This is a genomic window from Pseudomonas sp. KK4 (assembly GCF_001984065.1).
In the GTDB taxonomy this organism is placed as follows: domain Bacteria; phylum Pseudomonadota; class Gammaproteobacteria; order Pseudomonadales; family Pseudomonadaceae; genus Aquipseudomonas.
This window is the reverse complement of the sequence record NZ_LYVP01000095.1, coordinates 1-20,411: the sequence shown is the minus strand read 5'-3', so window position 1 is coordinate 20,411 and position 20,411 is coordinate 1. Positions and strand designations below refer to the sequence as shown.

The following is a 20,411-nucleotide window of genomic DNA, read 5'->3' as shown; positions in this document are numbered from 1 at the left end:
CGATCACAGTGTGGGAGCGAGCCTGCTCGCGAAGGCGGTGGGTCATGCCTGGCGCTCAGTCGAGGGTCGGGTAGTCGGTGTAGCCTGCCGCGCCGCCGCCGTAGAAGGTGCTCCGGTCTGGTTCCGTCAGCGGTTCATTGCGTTTCAAGCGTTCCACAAGGTCCGGGTTGCTGATGAAGGGGCGGCCGAACGCGACCATGTCGGCGTGGCCGGAGGCGACGGCATCGAGGGCCATCTGGCGATCGTAGCTGTTGTTGGCGATGTAACGGCCGCCATAGGCCGCGTGCAGCGCCTTGAAGTCAAAGGCGTCCGCTTCGTTGTCGCTCTGGGTCTGGCCTTCGACGCAGTGCAGGTATGCCAGCCCAAGCCGTCCGAGCTGTTCGGCCAGATAGCCGTAGGTGCCCTGGGGATCACTGTCCAGCGGCGTATCGCCAACCGCCCGAGTGATGGGCGACAACCTCACGCCGACACGGTCCGCACCCCAGATGTGCGCGACGGCCTGTACCACCTCCAGTGGGAAGCGAGTGCGGTTTTGCACCGAACCGCCGTACTGGTCAGTGCGCAAGTTGGTGCTGTCGCGAATGAACTGCTCCAGCAGATAACAGTTGGCCGCATGCACCTCGACGCCATCAAACCCCGCCTCCTGGGCGCAACGTGCGGCGCGCTTGTAATCCTCCAGGATCAAGCCGATTTCCTCGGTGCGCAGTGCGCGTGGCATCGACGGTGTGTCCAGGGTCTGCGACTCGAGGAACACCACTTCCCCGGCCTGGATCGCCGAGGGCGCCACGGGAGCGGCACCGTTCTCCTGCAGGCTCACATGGGACATGCGGCCGACATGCCACAGCTGGCAGACAATCTTGCCGCCCGCCTCGTGCACCGCATCGGTGACCGGACGCCAGGCGGCCACATGTTCCGGCGTGTAGATGCTCGGCGTAAAGGCATAGCCGCGGCCCTGCCGGGAGATGTTGGTGGCCTCCGAGATGATCAGGCCCGCGCTCGCCCGCTGCCGGTAGTACTCGACCGCCAACGGCGAATGCACGCCGTCCATGGATGCTCGAGAGCGGGTCAGCGGTGCCATGGCGACCCGGTTGGCCACCTCGATGGCGCCGATCGAGAGCGGCGTGAAAAGATCGGATCGTTGGCTATCGGACATGTTGTTGACTCCAGGAGCGGTCGGCTTTAAGGGGAGGCATCTGCACCAGACGTCGGTTCGAGATCAGTTGCACGAGCTCGGCAACGCTGTCCTCGCGCCCTGCGACGCTGTTCAACGACGCGGGTATCTGCGAAATCATCCTGGGTTCGCCACGGGAACCAGCCCACAGCCATGGCTTGCTGACTCGGGAACCGAATACACATCCATTTGGGTTTAGTGGAAATCCACTTCGAGGGCCAGCGCGCTGGCGCAAAACCGGATCAATGGCGAGTGACACCCCCTCCGGGCGGGATCCGATGCGCGCCACAGGTGTTGTCGCCATCGGCGCGCTTGCAAGCTCTGTAGGGGGATTCAGTTCACCAGGTGGACCAGCCGAGGCTCAAGGGAGGTCGCAGTCACTTCAAGTACCGCCAGCGTCACCGGCAACTTGAAGCGTCTGCGCCCCGCGCTGCCGGGGTTGAGATAGAACCGCTCGCCCCGCCACTCCATGTGCGGCTTGTGGGAGTGACCAGTGATGATCAACCTCACAGCCGCATCGAGTTCGGCTGGCACATCGGCGATGTCATGCACCAACAGTGTCTGCCAGCCGTCGAGGTCAAAACGCAGCAGATCCGGGATGTTGTCGGCCCATGGCAACCCCAGGTCATTGTTGCCGCGCACCACCTGCAGCGGCGCGATGGCTGCCAGTTGATCGAGGATTGCCTGGCTGCCGATGTCGCCGCCGTGAATGATCCGCTCACAACCCTCCAGCGCCGTGAGCGCTTCAGGGCGAAGCAGGCCATGGGTATCGGAAATCACACCGACTTTCATGCGATCTCCAGAGACGGTTATTTGTCGACCTGCAATTGATGCACAAGAAACTCCAGCGAATCCACCGCAGTGCGGCAACTGTTGGCCGAGCGTAGCTGATCCCATGGCATCGCATCATCGGTGCAGAAATCGCCGATGCACTCGCTGTTCAATGGGGCATCGAGCAGCCCGAGCGGAACCCAGAAGTACGGCGACTGGCGCAGCACATTCGGCACGGTCGAGCCGCATTGCGAGCAAAAGTCATTACGGTAACCGCTGGGCTTTTGCCAACTGCCGATCACCCCCTGCCCTGCTTCCCAGCAAAAATCAGCGGCCTTCACCAACGTGGCCAAGTTGAACCCGACCCCGGTCTGCCTGCGGCACAGGCTGCAATGGCAGCGATAGAAAAACCGCGGTTCAACCGCCAGGCAAAAGCGCACGGCGCCGCAAAGACAGTGTCCTGATGTCATGAGTAACTCCTTGGGAAAGCGATTGAGGTGTCATGGAAGCGGTGTTGCGTTGCGATCTACGGCATTGTTGACGTGAAACTCTTTGCCAATTCCCCCATAGCCCGCCGGAAAGCCTCCTTCACCGACAATCGCGCAGTATTTTGTCATCCTACCCTGGATTTAACGTGCACCTATTCATGCCTGTTCACTGATGACAGCTGCAAACTCTTCGGGTGTTGGGCTTTGCGGCCACTGCGCCACCCCCTCCGGCAGCGAAATCCAGGGCTGCTTTCGCTTGACCCAGATGTGTGCCAAAGGTGCCAGACGGTCCGCGCCGTGGAGTATGCCGGCCCGCACTACACGCATGCCGGGAGCAGCATCCGTTTCATTGAACAGCCGGGTGAAACACGTACCGCAGGCGTACTGCGTGGAGGTATGCCCTTCTGCGGCAAGGGTATAGGTCTGCGTGTTCCCCGACACTTCAATCGCCTGAGCCGGACAGAGCATGTGCAACGCAAACGCACTGCCACTCCAGCGTTGGCAATTGAGACAGTGGCATGCGTACAACGGCGCAAGCGTTTGAACCTGCAGGTGAAGTTGGACTTGTCCGCATCGGCATTGTCCGGTGAAACCCATGGTGTTGCTCCTTATACTGCTGCGCTACGAATGAGAGGTGCATCTTCCATGTTCGTCGAACCCTGCAGAAGACAATTAATGGAGCAACCGTTGGTACAAAATAGATGAGCGGCCTTGAATGGGAAAGCCAGCGGGTGTTCCTGGCAGTATTGCGCAGTGGCAGCCTGTCAGGCGCCGCCAGGTTGTTGGGCATTGCACAGGCAACGGCTCGGCGACGCCTGGAAAGTCTTGAGAGTGGTTTGGGTGTGAAGCTGTTCACCCGAACGAGCGCAGGTCTTGTGCCGACCGCATCGGCACGTGGGCTTGTTCACCATGTCGAGTCCATGGCGATGGCTGCCGAGGCGTTCAATCGCATGGCCAGCGCTGAAACGGATGTATCGTGCGGGACCGTCCGTCTTGCCAGCAGCACCTTTTTGGGCGTTGAGGTTCTGCCTGGGTTGCTGCGAGAATTTCATTACAGGCACTCAGCGTTGAGGCTTGAAATCAGTATCGACGATTCCCTGGAGAACATTGCCCGACAGGAGTCCGACATCGCTGTGCGTCTCGTGCGGCCAACAGAAGCTGACGTCGTCGGGCGACGCACCGGTGCTCTGCGCGTTGGTTTGTATGCAAGTGCCCAGTGCCTTGAACACTATGGCGAACCGGCGAGTCTCGAGGCCTTGCGCCGCTTGCCGCTGATTGGCCCCGACCGGCACGGCGCCGATATGCGCCGGCTGATCGAGGTGGGGCTGTGTGAGGCGGACCAGCCATTTTCTATCGCCACCGATAATCACCTGGCGCAACTCGCTGCGCTGAGAAACGGCCTTGGCTTTGGCTTGTGCCCAGCTACCGTTGCGGCGAACTATGGGCTGATCCGGATTTTGCCTGACAGCTTCGGATTCGACGTTGACGTCTGGATTGCCATGCACAATGACCTGCGCAAAGTCGGACGCATTGCCAGAACATTTGAAGCCCTGAGTGAGGCGCTGTCTGGTTATCTGGACGAAAGCGATTAGTCGAGGACGGACAGCAGAAGCCGTTCGACGCGGACGCCTTCAGTCCCGTAGAGCAGTGAATGAACGCTAACGTGACCTGTTCATTCACAATCACCAGTTTTGCTCTTTGTTTGCACTGATTGCTGCTTGTATAACAGCAACAACAGCGCTGTGGCGGCAAGCAGCGCACCCGCGAAGAAAGTGCTGCCTGACCCAACGCTTTGCCAAAGCCAGCCCGCCAGAATGCTGGCCACCAGCATGCACACACCACTGACAAGATTGAAAATGCCGAAGGCTGTCCCCTTGAGCGCCTCGGGCGCTTTATCGGCTACCAGCGAGGCAAGAATGCCCTGGCTGAATCCCATATGAAGCCCCCACAAGGCAATGCCCAACATCATCGTGATGATAGAACTGGACTGGGCAAGCACCAGATCCGCCAGGATGAGCAGCCCCATCCCCACACAGAGCAATCCGGTGCGGCGCACGCGATCGGATAGCCAGCCGACCGGATAAGCGGACAGCGTATAGAAAAGTGCCATCACTACCATCACCAGTGGGGTCCAGGTGATCGACAGGCCTGTCTGTTGCGCCCGCAATACCAGAAACGCCTCGCTGAAACGGGCGAGCGTAAACACCCCTCCTACTGTGACAACCCACCAATAGCCAGAGCTGAAGTCGTGCAGGACTCGCCAATGAATGGGAGATTGGAAGGCGTGAGCGCTGGGGCGGTGTGTGGGTTCCTTTACGTCTGTGACAATGAGAGCCACTGCCACCGCCGCCGGAATAACTGCAAACCACAGGACAAGCTGTATATCTGCGAGCCATAACATGAGCACGATGGCCAGAGCAGGGCCAAGCACGGCCCCCAGGGTATCCATCGACTGCCGCAGTCCAAAACAGGCGCCACGAATTTGCGGTGGCGACACATCTGCGATCAGCGCATCCCGGGGTGCCCCACGAATGCCTTTGCCAATTCGATCCAGCAAGCGTGCGGTAAAGACCACTTCAACGGTTTGAGCCAGAGGGAAAAGTGGTTTGGTCACAGCCGCCAAACCATATCCGAGCAACAGCAATCCTTTTCTGCGCCCCATGAAGTCGCTGATAGCGCCAGAAAATATCTTGACGAGCATGGCCGTCGACTCCGCAATCCCCTCGATCACGCCGACGGCCAATGGACTGGCCCCCAATGTCGTGACCAAAAACACAGGCAGTAAACTGTGGACCAGCTCAGAAGACAGATCCATGAACAAGCTGACAAAGCCAAGAGCCCAAATCGTGCGCGGAATGCGAGGACGTTCAGCTTTGGTGTTTGAACCTGTGCTATTCACCTGTTTCTCCTGTGCTCATGGGCCGATCATCGTTGCCATCATGAATGGGCTGATGGGACGCTGCACAGCCGTAGAAAACTTGCCACAGACATATGGATATCCGTATATTTGATTTTCCATATGTATACGGCACTTCACCATGCTCACGCCAACGGAAGTATTCAAAAGCCTGGCTGACGAAACCCGCGCCCGCGCCACGCTGCTGATCGCCAGCCAGGGTGAGCTGTGCGTCTGCGAACTGATGTGCGCTCTGGACGACAGCCAACCGAAAATCAGCCGCCACCTCGCGCAACTGCGCAGCAGCGGCCTGCTGCTCGATCGTCGCCAGGGGCAGTGGGTCTACTACCGCCTGAATCCGCAGCTGCCCGCCTGGGTGCACGAGATCCTGCAGGTGACGGTGCAGGCCAACGCCGACTGGCTGCAGAACAACGCCTCCCGTCTGCAGAACATGGATGGCCGCCCTGTGCGCGAAGCGGCCTGCTGCTGAGCCCAAAACCCTTGAAGTCCTTAGAAACGGTAGGAACACACCATGCGAGTCCTGTTCATGTGCACGGCCAACAGCTGCCGCAGCATCCTTTCAGAAGCCATGTTCAACCACCTGGCGCCCCAGGGATTCGAAGCGGTGAGCTCCGGCAGCTTTCCCAAGGGCCAAGTGCTGCCACGCAGCCTGACCACGCTGCAACAGGCCGGGATCAGCACCGAGGGCTTGAGCAGCAAGGGCAATGACGCCTTCGAGGACAACTTGCCGGATATCGTCATCACCGTGTGCGACAAGGCCGCCGGTGAAAGCTGCCCGGTGTATTTCGGCCCGGCCCTCAAAGCCCATTGGGGCCTGGAAGATCCTTCCGACGTGGCAGGTGACGAAGCCACGGTAGACGCCGCCTTCCGCGCCACGCTGGCGCACATCGAGCGACGCTGCACAGCGTTCCTCGCCCTGCCCTTCAACACCCTCAACCGCGATGAACTCAAACGCGAACTGGACCGAATCGGCGCCCTCTGAGCAGGAAAAAACATGTCTGAACAACTGCCCAACCTTGACCTCTCCCTGTTCGCCAACGCAGGGATCGCACCCCGTCCGGGCGAAACCAAGCCGCGCATCCTGCTGCTCTACGGATCGACCCGCGAGCGCTCCTTCAGCCGTCTGCTGGTCGAGGAAGCCGCGCGCCTGCTGGAGCACCTGGGCGCAGAAACCCGCATTTTCAATCCTTCGGGCTTGCCACTGCCCGACGACGCACCGGTGACTCACCCCAAGGTCCAGGAACTGCGTGATCTGGTGCTGTGGTCCGAAGGCCAGGTCTGGTGCTCGCCGGAACGCCATGGCGCGATGTCGGCCGTGTTCAAGGCGCAGATCGACTGGATCCCCCTGGAACTGGGCGCGGTTCGCCCGACCCAGGGCAAGACGCTGGCGGTGATGCAGGTGTGCGGCGGCTCCCAGTCGTTCAACGTGGTCAATCAACTGCGGGTGCTGGGACGCTGGATGCGCATGTTCACCATCCCCAACCAATCCTCGGTGCCCAAGGCCTTTACGGAATTCGATGAAGCCGGCCGGATGAAACCGTCACCGTTCTATGACCGCGTGGTCGACGTGATGGAAGAGCTCGTGAAATTCACCCTGCTGCTGCGCGACCGCCAGGAATTTCTGGTGGATCGCTATTCGCAGCGCAAGGAAACTGCCGAACAACTGATGGCTCGTGTCAATCAGCGTTCAATTTGAGGTGGTGATGCCTGGACGACGCCGCACAGATCCAGGCCATCGACGTCCAATCCCCACTGCCGACGAACCCTGCCCGCGCACAGTGGTCACAACCAGTGATGGCACCGTAATCGATCAAGGGCCTCGGGCCTGAAAATACGGTGCTTGCGATTCACACACTTCAGGGTGCAGGTGCCGGCGCTGCTCGCCTCCAATGCTCCCTTGTCGGAGTACGCTAATGACCCAATCAATGCGGTTTTTCCTGTCTTTCTTCCTGGCGGCCATGACCCTGGCCTCGGCAAGCCTGCTGAACACGGCGGGTGCGGCGACCGCCGAAGACCTGAACACTGACGCTCGGCAAGCGTTGCAAACGCTCTACAAGACCAATCCCTTCTCAGAAACCATCTCGCACAAGGCCAAGGCCATCCTGGTCTTCCCGAAAATCATCAAGGCCGGCCTGGTGTTCGGCGGCAGCTATGGTGAAGGCGTGTTGATGAAGGGCAAGCAGGTAGAGAACTACTACAACTCCGTCAGCGGGTCGTGGGGCCTGCAGGCAGGCGCCCAATCCTATGGCTACGTCGTGTTTTTGATGACCGACAAAGCGGTGAAATACGTCGCTGAAACCAAGGGCTGGGAAATCGGCGTCGGCCCGACGGTGGTCGTGGTGGATGAAGGGGTGGCGAAGAACCTGTCCAGCTCGACGCTCAAGGATGATGCCTATGCGTTTATCTTCGACCAGCAGGGCCTGATGGCCGGGATCAGCATCGAAGGGACCAAGATTTCCTTGATCAAACGCTAACGGGGTTGTCTGGATGATCGGGTTGTCCGGTCGTCCTTCGCGAGCAAGCCCGCTCCCACAGAGAGCCTGCGGTGAACACAGCGTTTGTGTTCGTCGCCAATCAAACGGTGGGAGCGGGCTTGCTCGCGAAAGCGCCATGTCAGTCGCCAAAGATGTGGAATCTAAAGCACCGCTAAAAACTGAACCGCTGCAAAATAACCCCCAACCCCTCACTCATCGCCTTGAGCTCCTGGGTCGTGCGCACAATTGCACCCTGGGCCGCAGCATTCTCTTCCACACTCTGCGCCACCCGCTCCACATTGCTGGCCACCTGTTCACTGGCCGAGCGCTGCTCCTGCAACGACTGCGAAATGAAACTCACCGCCGCCAGCGACTCGTCCAGCGCGCCCTTGATGCTGCTCATGGACTGCCCTGCACTTTCGACCAGTTTCTGCCCGTGACTGACCCGCTCACAGCCCGCCGCCATGCTGTCCTTGGCCTTGACCATGCCGTTCTGGATGGCGTCCACCAGCGCAACGATTTCAGTGGTGGACTGAGCCGTGCGGGCCGCCAAACTGCGCACCTCGTCAGCGACCACGGCAAACCCGCGGCCCTGTTCACCCGCACGCGCCGCTTCGATGGCGGCATTGAGGGCCAGCAGGTTGGTCTGCTCGGCGATCCCGCGAATCACCGCCACGATCAGGCTTATATCGTTCGACTGAATCGCCAGCTGATCGATGTCCGATGAGCTTTTGGCAACCAGGTCGGCAATCTGCTGCATCTCCTGGATCGAGGCCTGCATCACCGACAACCCCTTATCGGTGATCTCCCCAGCGACCTGCGCGGTGCTGTGCGCCTGTCGTGCATTGTCGGCGATGTGATTGATGCTCACCGACAGCTCTTCCACCGTCGCCGCCATGGACGACGCCGTCTCACTCTGCATCGCCGCACTGCTCATGCCCTGCTCGCTGGAGGCCGACAATTGCAGCGTCGCCCCCTCGATCTGCTCGGACGCCTGGGTGATCTTGCCGATCATGTCGCTCAGGCTTTGCCGCATCGCCTGTACGGAATGCAGCACGCCAGTCGACGCCCCCTGATGATCCTTTTGAGTCAGGGCCAGCTTGCCCTCGGCGATGTTCGAACTGATCGCCGCCAATTGCGCAGGTTCAGCACCGAGCTGTCGACTCAACAGCCTGGAGAAATACAACGCATAGCCGGTACCGGCAATCAACGCCAATGCCAGAATCAACAGGCTCAGTTGCAGGCTGGAGGAATAGGCGACCTGGTTCTGCTCGAACTGGCTTTTGGATTCCACCAACTGCACTTCGATCAACTCGGAAAACTTGTCCGATATCGGGTCAATCAGCTGATACAACTGGTCAGTCGCGAAGCGCCCAAGCCCCACGCTGTCGCCCTGGCGCAACAAGCCCTGCAGGTTCTGCAACGGCACGCGAGTGGCCTCCATCAACGGGTCGATCTGCGCGATCAGTTGCGTCTCCGCCGGGATCAATTGCGTCGACTTATAGCCCTTCCACGTCTGATCGATCTCCTTCAACGCCTGCTCGATACGGCTCACGGATTCGGCGTTGGTAAAGTTGCCATTGCGCGCCTTGTGGGTTGCATCAACGATGTTGACCGCATACAGATCGGCAATCTTCTTCAAGTCCCGCAGCGGCACGACTCGGTCCAGATACACCGCTTCCAGGCTGCGTACAGCCGACTGCATGCCCAGAAGACCAAGGCTGCCGACGCACAACAATCCCAATAGCAAGGTGCTGGTCAACAGCAGCAGATGTGTTCGGATTTTCCAGCTTTCCATAGTCGGCTATTCCTGAATCAGGGTGTTCGGGTGGGCGATCAAAGGTGGATAGTGTAGTTGCGATATGACGCAGTGAAGGCAGATTGGCATCATGCACTGAGCCCATGAAAAAAGACGCTCTGCGACCGGCGAAAACATACGAATTAGCGACGACGAAAAGCCCCCAAGCCCGCCGTATAAACGCGGTAACTGTGGGGGCTTGTTTAAGATGTATGTCAACGATAACGCCGGCCAAGTGAATGATGCCGGCAGGGAACGATCAATCGCAGGCTGCGCCCCGATTCGAAGACAGCAGCTTCCTGACTTCGGCAATGATCAAGTCGATATTGAATGGCTTGGGCAACACGGCATCAAACAAATCCGAGCGCTGCATGCCGATGTGCGCCTGAGCGCCGCTCATCAGGATGATCGGTAAATGATGGCTTGAAGAGAGTGACCGGACGGCTGTAGCGAACTCCAGGCCGTCCATCACCGGCATCATGAAGTCGGTAATGATCAACGCTGGGCGCTCTCTATCGAGCACTTCGAGGCCCTTTTGACCATTGCTGGCAGTCACCACCATGAACCCCTCATCCTCCAGCGCGAAACTGAGGATGTCAGCTATCAGATACTCGTCGTCGACGACCAGGATGGTGGTCATTTTAATTTCAACCCACTCAAAGACTTAGGATATTGAACCGGGTGCTTGCTCAGTGGGGACTGAGGGTTCATGCCTTGAAGCCTTTTTCAGAAAAACATCTTGATCACGGATGACGACTTCAAATCTGGAAGGGTCGTAAGAGCTGTCTCGTACCTTGAGAATGGAAAGCGTCCTGCTTAGTTCAGAGTTATTTTCACAGAAGCGCATCAGCATCAGGTTGTCGACGATACTGGACAGGTCCGAGTTCGGTGCGCTGACCTCGGAGCCAAACAGATCGCGCATTTCCCAGGTAGCAAATACGGTCACGCCCCTCGAACGCAGCTCGTTCATCAATGCACTGAAGAAGTCAGTGATCCGCGCCGGATTGGTCGTGACCCGGGTCATGCCGCTCAGACTGTCTATGAACAGACGCTTGATGCCCTTTTCTTCAACAATGGCAAGCAGTCGTGCACCGAGTGCATCGAGCAGCCCCTCGGTGGTGGGCTGCCAGGCGATGGTCAGCGCGCCGCTCTCTTCCATGCCTTTGATATCGATGCCCAGTGACAGGCCTTTCAAGCGTAAACGTTGAGGGCTTTCATAAAAGCCAAAGTGCAGGCCCGGCGCATCCACCGTCGATTGAGCCAGGAACTTGAGACCCAGCGTCGTCTTTCCGATCCCCGAAGGCCCTATGACTAGAGACACGCTGGAACTGTGCAGGCCGCCGCCCAATATGCGGTCCAGTGATTCAATGCCACTGGCGATACGCGTCATATCGGCGCTGTCCGGCGACGATGGATGGCTGTACAGGCTCTCGAGCCGGGGGTAAACCACCAATCCCTTCTCGGTAATCTCGCACTCATGAAGGCCGGTCATGGCGCCGCTGCCGCGTGTCTTGCGCAGTTGAATGCGACGCACCGAGCGAGTGCCATAGAGTTCTTCACCCATCTCGATCACGCCATCCACCATGGTGTGCTCGGGGCTGCCATCGTCCAGACGGGAACTGGTCAGAAACAACACCGTGCAACCGGCGAACGCAGCGTGGCCTTGTAACTCGGAGATGAATTTTTTGGTGTCGATGGGCGAATCGGCTTTCGAGCGGGCATTGAGCAAACCATCGACCACCATGACCGTGGCTTTCTGACGGCTGATCTCGCGCCGGAGCAGTTTTACCACTTCATCCAGGCCTTCGTTTTCCAAGGTGTCAAAGGCACTGACAAACTGGATTTCGGCACCGACCCTGGAGGCATCGAAAAAACTCAGCGTGGACAGAAACTGAAAAAGGCGATCGTGGGATTCAGCCAACAGTGTGGCGACCAGCACCCGGCCGCCATTGTTCGCATGATGGAAACCAAGCTGGTTCGCGAGGATCGTTTTTCCAGACCCCGGGCGTCCCTGGATAATGTATGAAGCCCCCTCGACCAGCCCACCCTTGAGCAGGGCATCGAGCCCTTCTACTCCGCTTTGAAGGCGTTTTAGCTTTTCCACAATGCGACCCTGATCTGAAAATACGAGCTGTTTAAACCCTGTGGTTGGATGCTAACGCCATTTTTGATCAGGAGCTATTCAGATTGAATTGAAGTGGGTGTGGGGATCGTACTTTCTCTGTCGTAGCACGGGTGCAGTCAGCCCTTTCCCCATGCCCGCCTGATCGATTTAAACGGTAGTAGGCGCTCTTGCACGGCTGCAGGCGATCGGGCCGAGGCGTGTCGAGGCGCAGCGCTTGCCAGCACTGGCGCCTCATCGCCACATTGCTCGTCCCCTTCGCAGAAGGCTAATGAAATTCCACGTTATCGCGCGCCGCTGGATCCATCAGGTACGCCCGTGAGTAAGTGTTCGCATGCGCGTATCGCCGCGTCATGGTGCGGCAACAAAGCTTGTTCCGGTAGATTCGCGACTGTGTTCATCCAAGGGTCCTCGACTGCAGTTCGCCGCCCTGCAAGTGTTTCAACCACGGCGAGACCGCAAAAGGGTCCCATCAGCGGATCGTAGCCCCCCTCATGCACAGCGACGACCCGCGATTGGCACACTTGTTCAGCCAGATTCATCACCTGAGTCGTCAGCTCGCGATAGGCCCCGGAATACAGGAGTTGGCGGCCAAAGGGGTCCATTGCAGCAGAGTCAAATCCGCTCGCGATCACGATCAGGTCCGGTTGAAAGCGTCGCACCGCAGGCATTACGACACGTTCGAACGCGCCCAGGTAGGCCCCTCGCCCCGACCCGGCGGGCAGTGGGATATTCAGATTGGCACCCCGTCCGGGCCCCGTTCCGATGTCCTGCACCTTGCCGCGTCCGATGGGGTACAGGTCGTCCTGGTGAAGAGAAATCGTCAGCACCGACGGATCGTCATAAAAAAGGGTCTCGGTCCCGTTGCCATGATGAACATCCCAGTCGATGACCGCGACGCGTGCCACGGCTGCTGTTTGCTGCAGATGGCGGATTGCGACCGCGGTGTTGTGGAAGATGCAATAGCCCATCCCCTGACTGGCAATCGCATGGTGTCCTGGCGGTCGAATGAGCGCGTAAGCATTCGTCACAGTGCCCGATACAACTGCATTGAACGCCGATATGACAGCGCCTGCCGCAAGTCTGGCAATGTCCGCCGATCCTGGTCCTACAGGCGTTTCACCGTCACCTGCGTCGTTCCAGGCAGGACCGGTCGGGTTCAGGATTCGATCGACATACTCCGCAGTGTGTACCCGCAACAGATCGGCTTCAGAGGCCGGACTGAAGGGTAGCGCAACGAGGTATTGATCGAGGCCGCTGCGCTTGACGAGGCTTGCAAAGCGTCGCTTGGTATCGCCCTTCTCAGGATGGTCGATGGGTTCCTGCCACGGCAGGCTCCAAGCCCGCGTGTCATGAGTCATGAATCTTTCGTCCCAAATCCAGCCGGTTGTCGTCATGGTTCCAACTCTACTTTTGTGTGTCGATAGGGATAAATTCTTTGCCCGAAACATCAGGCTGCCTTCATGGCTCGCCAGCGAGTCCTTCTTTTTCCACCAGGCTTCGCTCGTAGCTCAAATCAAGAGTCCGAGATGTGAGCAAATAGAGGAGGCTTGCGGCTACAAGACCTACAAACATCGAGATGTCGATATCGCCCATCCGGTGCGCTATCCATCCGGTGAAAGGCTCGGTGACGAAAAACGGAACCATCGTCACCAGTGCTCCGATATAGGCGACGTTTCCTTGCCATCCCCACCGCCCGTAAATACCGGCCGGATTGAACAGTTCGCGGATCGAATAACACCCCTTGCGAACGATATAAAAGTCCACCAGGTTTATTGCAGTCCATGGTGTGAACAGATAGGCCAGAAATACCAATACGTTGCCGTAGAAAACATTGAATTGTTCCTCCCCGACCATTGCCGCGACAACGCCAACGGACAGGGTCATCGCGACGATTGTGATCCCCCTCAGAAACAACGATGGCCGGACCCGACGGAAACAGTCAACGATCGAGATCAGGGTCAAGCTGCCTCCGTAAGCGTTGAGCGCCATCACCACCAGAAGACCGATGAACAACAATGCGACGGCCATTGGACCACCTCCTGCCATCAGGGCGTCGCCACCTTGCGCGATCGCCATGATGACGGAGACGCCGGGGGTCGCGGCCGCGAGCAAGGAGCCAAGGCCGATCACCCACAGCGCTGATATCGCTGAAGGCAGATAGGTCCACAGGAACGACGATCGAGTGGAAACGGTGGGTGGGAGGTAGCGGGAGTAGTCCGACACGTAGGGCGCCCAACCCAGCTGGAAACCTGCGACGATGACGAAGGTGGTCGCGAACGCATGCCATTGAATGGGCCCCGGAGTGAAAGCCCCCGAAGGAATCCCGCCCCGCGCCACTGCAGCAAAGGTGAGTATCACGACCGTCAAGGCCAACGGTGCGACCAGGAATCGGTTGACCCGATGGATCCACCGGTAGCCATACAGCGCCAAGGTACCGGCGATCAATACCGCGATCGGGAACCCCCAGGACGTTGGAATCCCGAGGAGGAAATGCAGACTCGATCCTGCAAGGATCGCGTCGGCGACGTTGTAGTTGAAGTAGTTCACAAAGGCGAAGACCCACACCGTGATCGCGGCCCCTAAAAATCCGAACTGTGCTCTGGACTGTACTAACTGGGGCAGGCCCAGGTGAGGCCCCTGCGAAGAATGCAGAGCCATGAAAAGGGTTCCGAACAGCGAACCGAACACGGTGGCAATCAGCGTCCAGAACAGTGAACCGCCAAGCGCCAGTGTGGTAACGCCGGTAGCCATTGCGGTCAGGTTGATGTTGGCAACCAACCAGACCGCACCCAGATGGCGCACCGTGCCATGGCGCTCGGCCACCGGTACGAAATCGACAGAGCGCCGTTCGGCACCCTCGAGTCGGCCCGGCTGAATGACCGGCGTCACCCTGGCTGTTTTCCCGTTTGATGTCGTTCCCATTTTCTTGTTTTCCTGATTGAGATTGATCGGGGCTGAATCACTGAGGCTTCATTCACCAAACTTTCCTGGCACCCTCCAATTGCTGGCCAATCGCAGTAACTTTTATTGCCTGTGACTCAACCCGCCACCATTGGCAGCGCTTGTCCCTTGGCATTTTCCAATAACGCAGCCGCCAGCCGATTTCGCTCGCTGGAATAGTCTCGGGTGATATTGGGGCCGCGTTGCCGGGTGGCCCATTGCGGATCCGCCAGTAATTCGGCGCCCTGCGCTTCCGGTAAGTGGCGGCCGCGGATCAGATCGGACAGCCGCTCGGCCAGCATCAGTGTGGGTGCCTGCAGGTCGCCAGCTGTGGCAGCGGGCATCAGCGAGGCATCTACTACCCGCAGTGCCTCCACGCCGCGCACCCGCCCGTCGGGGAACGTCACCGCAGCTTCGTCGCTGCCCATGCGACAAGTGCCGCAGGGGTGGTAGGCGCTTTCCAACTTCTGCTTGAGAAAGGCATCTATGGCGGCATCGTCCTGCACTGCCACGCCCGGGGCCAGCTCACGGCCACGATAGGGGGCGAAGGCCGGCTGAGCGAAGATTTCTCGCGTCAGGCGCACGCAGGCCCTGAACTCCGTCCAGTCGTCGCTATGGGTCATGTAGTTGAAGCGTACTCGCGGCAAGCTTTCCGGGCGGGTGTCCCGCAGTCTGACCCAGCCGCGGCTCTTTGAACGCTTTGTCCCGACATGCACCTGGAAGCCGTGCCCGGCGGCGAGTGTCTGCCCATCATAGGAGATGGCCAGCGGCAGGAAGTGAAACTGGATGTCGGGATAAACGATGCCCGCCCGGCTGCGAATATGACCGCCGCTCTCGAAGTGATTGGTCGCACCTGGCCCGCGCCGGGTAGCGAGCCACTCAATACCGATTTTGGCCTTGCCCATGAGGCTCTGGGTGGGAAACAGGCTGACCGGCTGGGTGCACTCCATCTGCAGGTAGAGTTCCATATGATCCATCAGGTTTTCGCCCACTTCGGGTGAGTCGTGGATCACGGCAATACCCTGTTGTGCGAGCTCCCGCGCCGGTCCTACGCCCGAGCGTTTGAGGATCACCGGAGACATGATGGCCCCGGCTGACAGGATGACCTCCCGCGTGGCCATGGCTCGGGCAGGCTTGCCCGCTACCGAAAACAGAACACCGGTTGCTCGTCGGCCATCGAACATCACCCGGTCGACCAGGCCGTCCTTGATTACACGTACGTTCCCCCGGGCGATGGCAGGCCGCAGATAGGCCCGGGCAGCGCTCATGCGGCGCCCGTCGCAAACGTTCATTTCCATCGGCCCGAAGCCTTCGTGCTGCCGACTGTTCATGTTGTCACTCAACGCATAGCCGGCTTCGCTCCCGGCTTTGACGAAGGCCTCATAGAGCGGATTGGTTTCCAGCCCCCGCTTGATGCGCATCGGCCCATTGACCCCGCGCAGAGAGCCTCCGCCCTCGACGTTTTCCAAGCGCTGGAAGTAAGGGAGCACGTTGGACCAGCGCCAGCCTTCGGCACCCAGCGCCTCCCATAGCTCATAATCCATGGGGTTCCCGCGAACCCAACACATGCCGTTGATCGACGATGAGCCGCCCAGCCCTTTGCCACGGGGCAGGTTCACTTGCCGCCCGTCCAGGCCAGGCTCCGGCTCGGTCTTCATGCCCCAGTTGAAGCGTTTGGTGTTCATCGGGATCGACAGTGCGGCCGGCATCGACACGAAGAGCGAGGCATCGCTGCCCCCCGCCTCGATCACCAATATCCGCAGGTCAGGGTCTTCACCCAGACGATTGGCCAAAACACAACCGGCTGCGCCGGCACCGACGATGATGTAGTCATAGTGCCCCTCGTCTTGGGGGCTGGATAACGATGTTTGCTTGAGAGTCGACATGGTAATGATTCCCGCAGACGTCATGCTGGAGGCAGACTCATTCGCCCCGCTCGGCAATGGCCGCGTCAGGTTCAGGGTCCGGGCAGGTTCAAAGGAGCGATTGCTTGGTTGGGCGTTGCGATTGATGTTTGTGATTGGCACCCAACTGTTCGGCTGGCTAACCGACAATCACATAGAACTTCAGCATTGGAACCGGTTGACGCCAGACGCCACAAAACCCCTTGGGCACCAGAAAGGAATCACCCTGGGTATAGGTTTCGCAGAAACCGTCTGCTTCGAGAGTGACCTCGCCCTCCAGTACCACCATGAACTCATCAGCCGGATAGTTCTCGTAACGCTCGGTGTAGGGTTCGCAGCGCCAGATACCCGACTTCACCGGTGGTTCGCTACGGCAGAAATAAGCATGATCCAGGCCCATCGGCCGGCCTTCGATCAGCTCGGCATGTTCAAGCGCCTCGTTCGGCAATTGCTGCCAGTCAGTTGGGCCGGTGGAAGAAAAACGGATGGGCAAAAGCATTATGGAACCTCGCAATAGCGTGTTGGGATTGACGTCCAAGCTAAAGTCAGGCTCCTATACGGACAAGTGACAAGATTTCAGCTTGAGTCACCTCAGGTTACGGAGCGCCCTTTTGAGAAAACACCAGTCGCTGACCGCGCTTCGCGCCTTCGAGGCCGTTGCCCGGCTCAACAGCATTTCGTGCGCCGCCGAAGAGCTGCATGTAACGCGTCCAGCTGTGTCAAAACAGGTTACGCAGCTGGAGAGCGACATGGGCTGCGCCCTGCTCCAGCGCACGGGCAATGTGATCCGCCTGACGTCGGCGGGCCGCGAGCTGTTCGCGGCCCTGCAACAAGCCTTCGAGTTGATCCAGCTGACCACCGATACCATCAGCCGCCGGGCACGACAGGGCGAACATCTACGGGTGCTGGTATGCCGCGACTTCGCCTCTAGCTGGCTGGCCGGCCAAGTGGGGAAATTCCTGGTTGCCAACCCCGGCATCTCCGTAGAAATCACCGCCGAAAACAACTTCAGCTTCCGCCTCGATGAAGATTTCGACTTCCGGATTTTCTATGGCATGCACGGAGCCAGGGCGGGTGCAGGACTGGAAGAAACTGAGCTGTGCCGCTGGATCGATGTGCTGGTCTGCACCCGCGCCTTTGCAGAAACCTATTTGGGTGAAGGCCACAAGCCTTGCGAAGCGCCGTACCTGATCGATGCCAATTACGATGTCTGGGACGAGTGGTGCGCCCTGACCGGGCTGGTGCCTGGTGGCCCTCGTCGCCAACAGACAGTGTTCAACGAAACCACCCTGTGCTTATCGGTCGCCGCATCAGGAGGCGGTCTGACCATCGGCGACAGCTTCCTTGCACTGCCCGCCATCCAGACAGGCGAGCTGATCGTCCCCTACCCACTGGGCCTGGTCAGCGCGCAGAACTACAGCCTGTTCAAACCCAAGGCAAGACCGAACTCATCGGCCAGCCAAAAATTCGAGACCTGGCTACGCAGTGCGATAGAGGCCTACCAAGTGACAGTGCGGCAAGCGCTCGCGGAAAAAGGCATTCGAGTGGTTGAGCGTACCGATGCCGGCGCCCTGAGCGCCGGTGTCGAATGAGTGTGCCGGACCCACTGGGAGTTGCTGGCGAAATACTGCCCCTGCCGACAGGTCGCAAACGGCCGATTCTGTTGAAAAGGTCGGATTTTCAGCTCGCCTGAACTCAGGCACGACTACCACCGGAGAACCTACTCACCCCATTGAGTGGTTTCTCGGCCCTTCCTTGACCTTTGCTGCTCTGTTAATGGGTTAGTTTGAGTGAGCGTAGAAAGCTGGGCCGCCTGGAGCAGCGGTCCAGCGGGCCTGAGTGTCCGTCAGCGACAGCCTTGGATAGCGTTTCGGCCAGAGCCTCTTCATCGAGGGCTTCAAGGTATTCGCGCACGGCACGGGTGCTCAGAGCCGGATCGCTCCAGTTGACCGGTTCATCACCCGGTACACCGCGCTGCTGGCTGGCATCCGCCTTGATGATACTGGCGTCTACGGCAAAGCCTTCGCCTTTGACCAGAGCAGCATCCATGCAGCGACGCAGCACTTCATTGAAAGATCGCTGTCCCGAAAACGGCCGTGTCTATTTTTGGAAAAGGTCGAGTGATTGGGGACTTCATCTTCAAGACTTAATCGGCAGAACCAGCGATACGCCAGGTTCAAATGGGCCTCTTCGCACAACCGCCGCTCAGAGCGAATGCCATAGCGATAGCCTACGATCAGCATGCGGATCATCAGGTCGGGATCAATCGACGGACGCTCAATCGGAACAACTGACGAGTTCAAGTTCGCGGGACCAGCGTCGATGACGAACTGCTGGTCCCGCGTGATTGGTAGATCAACGTTTTATGGCATCACATTTGTTACGCAAGTTGCTGTCTTGAATGTTGCCGCAGCTTTGGCCATTGACTCTGGCATTGCAGAAAGCACGTTGATCGTTGTCACTGATGTTGCCGCAACTTTGACCGTTCACTTGCGCCGAGCAACTGGCCCGAAGATCGTTGTCCCGGATGTTGCCACAGCTTTGGCCATTGACTTTGGCGTTGCAGTAAGCACGTTGATCGTTGTCACTGATGTTGCCGCAGCTTTGACCGTTCATTTGCGCCGAGCAACTGGCCCGAAGGTCGCTGTCCCGGATATTGCCGCAGCTTTGGCCATTGGTTCTGGCTTCGCAATAAGCGCGTTGATCGCTGTCACTGATGTTGCCGCAACCAGCATGGGCGTAGGTACTCAACATCAATAACATCGCAATGATAGCTCTCATCTCTCTCTCCATGGGGTGTCAGGAAATAGCCTGACGCTGACTGATCCAAGATGATTTTGTTGCTGTAACGAGATATCAAATTGACATCATTTTTTTGGAAAGTTCCATGGGGGATGCGACTTTCGGTCATACCGTTTTTATGTTTCGGCGGCACCTGAATCGCCCCTGACTTCGTAGGCAGCGGAGTGCCTGCTCCTGGCCGATTGTGTTGAGAACGTCGGTCATGGTTTCCTCAGCAGAAAAGTACACATCTGAGATTGAAATCTTTACTTTTGACAGAGGGTTCCGGACTCGGATTTCACATAGCAGCGTGCAAAAAAGGCGTTTTCACTCGTCAATGAACAGGCAGTTTTGGCAAACCGACTTTTTCAACAGAATCGGCCGTTTGCTGACTGATTGGCGTGCTAAACGGTCTCCGAATTCCCGATGTTTTGCCTTGTGTAAGAGGTTGGTGCTCACGCTTTAAACAACCCCGGAAGCGCGTGTTTAAAGCCTCCTACAGTTACCAGACGAAAGCCACAAAACCTTGCACCATTCCCTACGCTTACGCCAGAATCCGCCGGCTTGTGCGCCATGGACCCCGCCGGTAACTTGATTCGCGTCACTGCTCATCAGTGATCGGGTTTAGCAGCCCGGGGTTATAAGTAAGGTGCACTAGCACTGTCAGTCAGGCCTTCCATGCCTGCACTCGATGGTAGCTGTGCGCAGGGCGCCTTCGGGCGCGCCGGCTTTGCTAGCTTCCCCGGTCTGCTAACCTGCGCACAGTTGCCTCCCTCTCGTTTAGCAGCAAGGGGTAGGCACCCAATCCTGGAAGCAAGCCTATGTTCAAAGTCACACCCAACCCCCCGGAAACCGATCCGGCATCCCCCTACGAACCCGATTCCAAAAAGCTAAACGACGCCGCCGAGCGTGCCCTCAACTACCACTTCCCATCGTCAGCCGACATCAAAGCCACACCGCGCACCCCCAGCGCTTTATTCACCGTGAACCCAGCGACCACCACCGAAGACCTGATGGTGTACCTGGTCGAAACCCTGGCCTC

19 protein-coding genes and 2 pseudogenes are annotated in these 20,411 nt (G+C 58.7%); 8 read left to right on the top strand and 13 right to left on the bottom strand.

Annotated elements, in window-relative coordinates; translation table 11 throughout:
• Nucleotides 1-55: 55 nt before the first annotated feature.
• The 4 genes from B0W55_RS23100 to B0W55_RS23085 form a co-directional block, all read right to left on the bottom strand.
• Complete coding sequence (locus B0W55_RS23100; protein ID WP_077048224.1) at nt 56-1,153, bottom strand: alkene reductase; 1,098 nt, start codon at nt 1,151-1,153, stop codon at nt 56-58.
• Between the two features lie 351 nt (nt 1,154-1,504).
• Entirely contained in the window at nt 1,505-1,963 is a 459-nt protein-coding gene (locus B0W55_RS23095; protein WP_077048223.1) for a metallophosphoesterase family protein, read from the bottom strand.
• Nucleotides 1,964-1,980: 17 nt separating this feature from the next.
• Nucleotides 1,981-2,412 (bottom strand): GFA family protein, encoded by a 432-nt coding sequence (locus B0W55_RS23090; protein WP_077048222.1) that lies wholly within the window; start codon nt 2,410-2,412, stop codon nt 1,981-1,983.
• Between the two features lie 174 nt (nt 2,413-2,586).
• Complete coding sequence (locus B0W55_RS23085; protein ID WP_077048221.1) at nt 2,587-3,027, bottom strand: GFA family protein; 441 nt, start codon at nt 3,025-3,027, stop codon at nt 2,587-2,589.
• A 104-nt stretch (nt 3,028-3,131) separates the two neighbouring features.
• On the opposite strand from B0W55_RS23085, the gene B0W55_RS23080 reads away from it, so the two are divergent.
• Nucleotides 3,132-4,022: a LysR family transcriptional regulator gene (locus B0W55_RS23080; RefSeq protein ID WP_077048220.1), complete on the top strand. Its 891-nt coding sequence runs from the start codon at nt 3,132-3,134 to the stop codon at nt 4,020-4,022.
• Nucleotides 4,023-4,102: 80 nt separating this feature from the next.
• Here the strand turns inward: B0W55_RS23080 and B0W55_RS23075 are convergent, their stop codons facing one another.
• Entirely contained in the window at nt 4,103-5,329 is a 1,227-nt protein-coding gene (locus tag B0W55_RS23075) for an MFS transporter (RefSeq protein WP_077048219.1), read from the bottom strand.
• 139 nt (nt 5,330-5,468) lie between these two features.
• Between B0W55_RS23075 and B0W55_RS23070 the strand changes: the two genes are divergently transcribed.
• From B0W55_RS23070 to B0W55_RS23055, 4 genes are all read left to right on the top strand, one after another.
• A complete protein-coding gene (locus tag B0W55_RS23070) occupies nt 5,469-5,816 on the top strand; it encodes a metalloregulator ArsR/SmtB family transcription factor (RefSeq protein WP_077048218.1) in 348 nt (115 codons plus the stop codon).
• A gap of 42 nt (nt 5,817-5,858) precedes the next feature.
• Complete coding sequence (locus B0W55_RS23065) at nt 5,859-6,329, top strand: arsenate reductase ArsC (protein WP_077048217.1); 471 nt, start codon at nt 5,859-5,861, stop codon at nt 6,327-6,329.
• 12 nt (nt 6,330-6,341) lie between these two features.
• A complete protein-coding gene (arsH, locus tag B0W55_RS23060) occupies nt 6,342-7,043 on the top strand; it encodes an arsenical resistance protein ArsH (protein ID WP_077048216.1) in 702 nt (233 codons plus the stop codon).
• A 217-nt stretch (nt 7,044-7,260) separates the two neighbouring features.
• On the top strand, nt 7,261-7,821 hold the full coding sequence (locus B0W55_RS23055) for a YSC84-related protein (RefSeq protein WP_077048215.1): 561 nt from the start codon (nt 7,261-7,263) through the stop codon (nt 7,819-7,821).
• A 172-nt stretch (nt 7,822-7,993) separates the two neighbouring features.
• On the opposite strand, the gene B0W55_RS23050 is transcribed toward B0W55_RS23055, so the two are convergent.
• The 7 genes from B0W55_RS23050 to B0W55_RS23020 form a co-directional block, all read right to left on the bottom strand.
• The gene (locus B0W55_RS23050; protein WP_077048214.1) at nt 7,994-9,619 is read right to left on the bottom strand and encodes a methyl-accepting chemotaxis protein; all 1,626 of its coding nucleotides are present in this window, start codon (nt 9,617-9,619) and stop codon (nt 7,994-7,996) included.
• Between the two features lie 259 nt (nt 9,620-9,878).
• The gene (locus B0W55_RS23045; RefSeq protein ID WP_077048213.1) at nt 9,879-10,259 is read right to left on the bottom strand and encodes a response regulator; all 381 of its coding nucleotides are present in this window, start codon (nt 10,257-10,259) and stop codon (nt 9,879-9,881) included.
• 24 nt (nt 10,260-10,283) lie between these two features.
• Nucleotides 10,284-11,726 carry an ATPase domain-containing protein gene (locus tag B0W55_RS23040; protein WP_175645545.1) on the bottom strand — a complete coding sequence of 481 codons (1,443 nt, stop codon included), beginning with the start codon at nt 11,724-11,726 and terminating at the stop codon, nt 10,284-10,286.
• Nucleotides 11,727-12,025: 299 nt separating this feature from the next.
• Entirely contained in the window at nt 12,026-13,138 is a 1,113-nt protein-coding gene (locus B0W55_RS23035; RefSeq protein ID WP_077048211.1) for a class II histone deacetylase, read from the bottom strand.
• Between the two features lie 64 nt (nt 13,139-13,202).
• Nucleotides 13,203-14,666, bottom strand: coding sequence for a cytosine permease (locus tag B0W55_RS23030; protein WP_077048210.1), 1,464 nt, complete (start codon nt 14,664-14,666; stop codon nt 13,203-13,205).
• A 116-nt stretch (nt 14,667-14,782) separates the two neighbouring features.
• Nucleotides 14,783-16,570, bottom strand: a complete 1,788-nt coding sequence (locus tag B0W55_RS23025; RefSeq protein WP_077048209.1) for a choline dehydrogenase — start codon at nt 16,568-16,570, stop codon at nt 14,783-14,785.
• A gap of 157 nt (nt 16,571-16,727) precedes the next feature.
• Nucleotides 16,728-17,087: a cupin domain-containing protein gene (locus tag B0W55_RS23020; protein WP_077048208.1), complete on the bottom strand. Its 360-nt coding sequence runs from the start codon at nt 17,085-17,087 to the stop codon at nt 16,728-16,730.
• Between the two features lie 82 nt (nt 17,088-17,169).
• Between B0W55_RS23020 and B0W55_RS23015 the strand changes: the two genes are divergently transcribed.
• Nucleotides 17,170-18,180, top strand: coding sequence for a LysR family transcriptional regulator (locus B0W55_RS23015; protein ID WP_256576380.1), 1,011 nt, complete (start codon nt 17,170-17,172; stop codon nt 18,178-18,180).
• A 195-nt stretch (nt 18,181-18,375) separates the two neighbouring features.
• On the opposite strand, the pseudogene B0W55_RS23010 reads toward B0W55_RS23015, so the two are convergent.
• Nucleotides 18,376-18,873 (bottom strand): annotated as a pseudogene (locus B0W55_RS23010) (transposase); the annotation flags it as partial.
• 37 nt (nt 18,874-18,910) lie between these two features.
• On the opposite strand from B0W55_RS23010, the gene B0W55_RS31670 reads away from it, so the two are divergent.
• Nucleotides 18,911-19,348, top strand: a complete 438-nt coding sequence (locus B0W55_RS31670; RefSeq protein ID WP_175645544.1) for a hypothetical protein — start codon at nt 18,911-18,913, stop codon at nt 19,346-19,348.
• Between the two features lie 842 nt (nt 19,349-20,190).
• Nucleotides 20,191-20,411 (top strand): annotated as a pseudogene (locus B0W55_RS22995) (hypothetical protein); the annotation flags it as partial.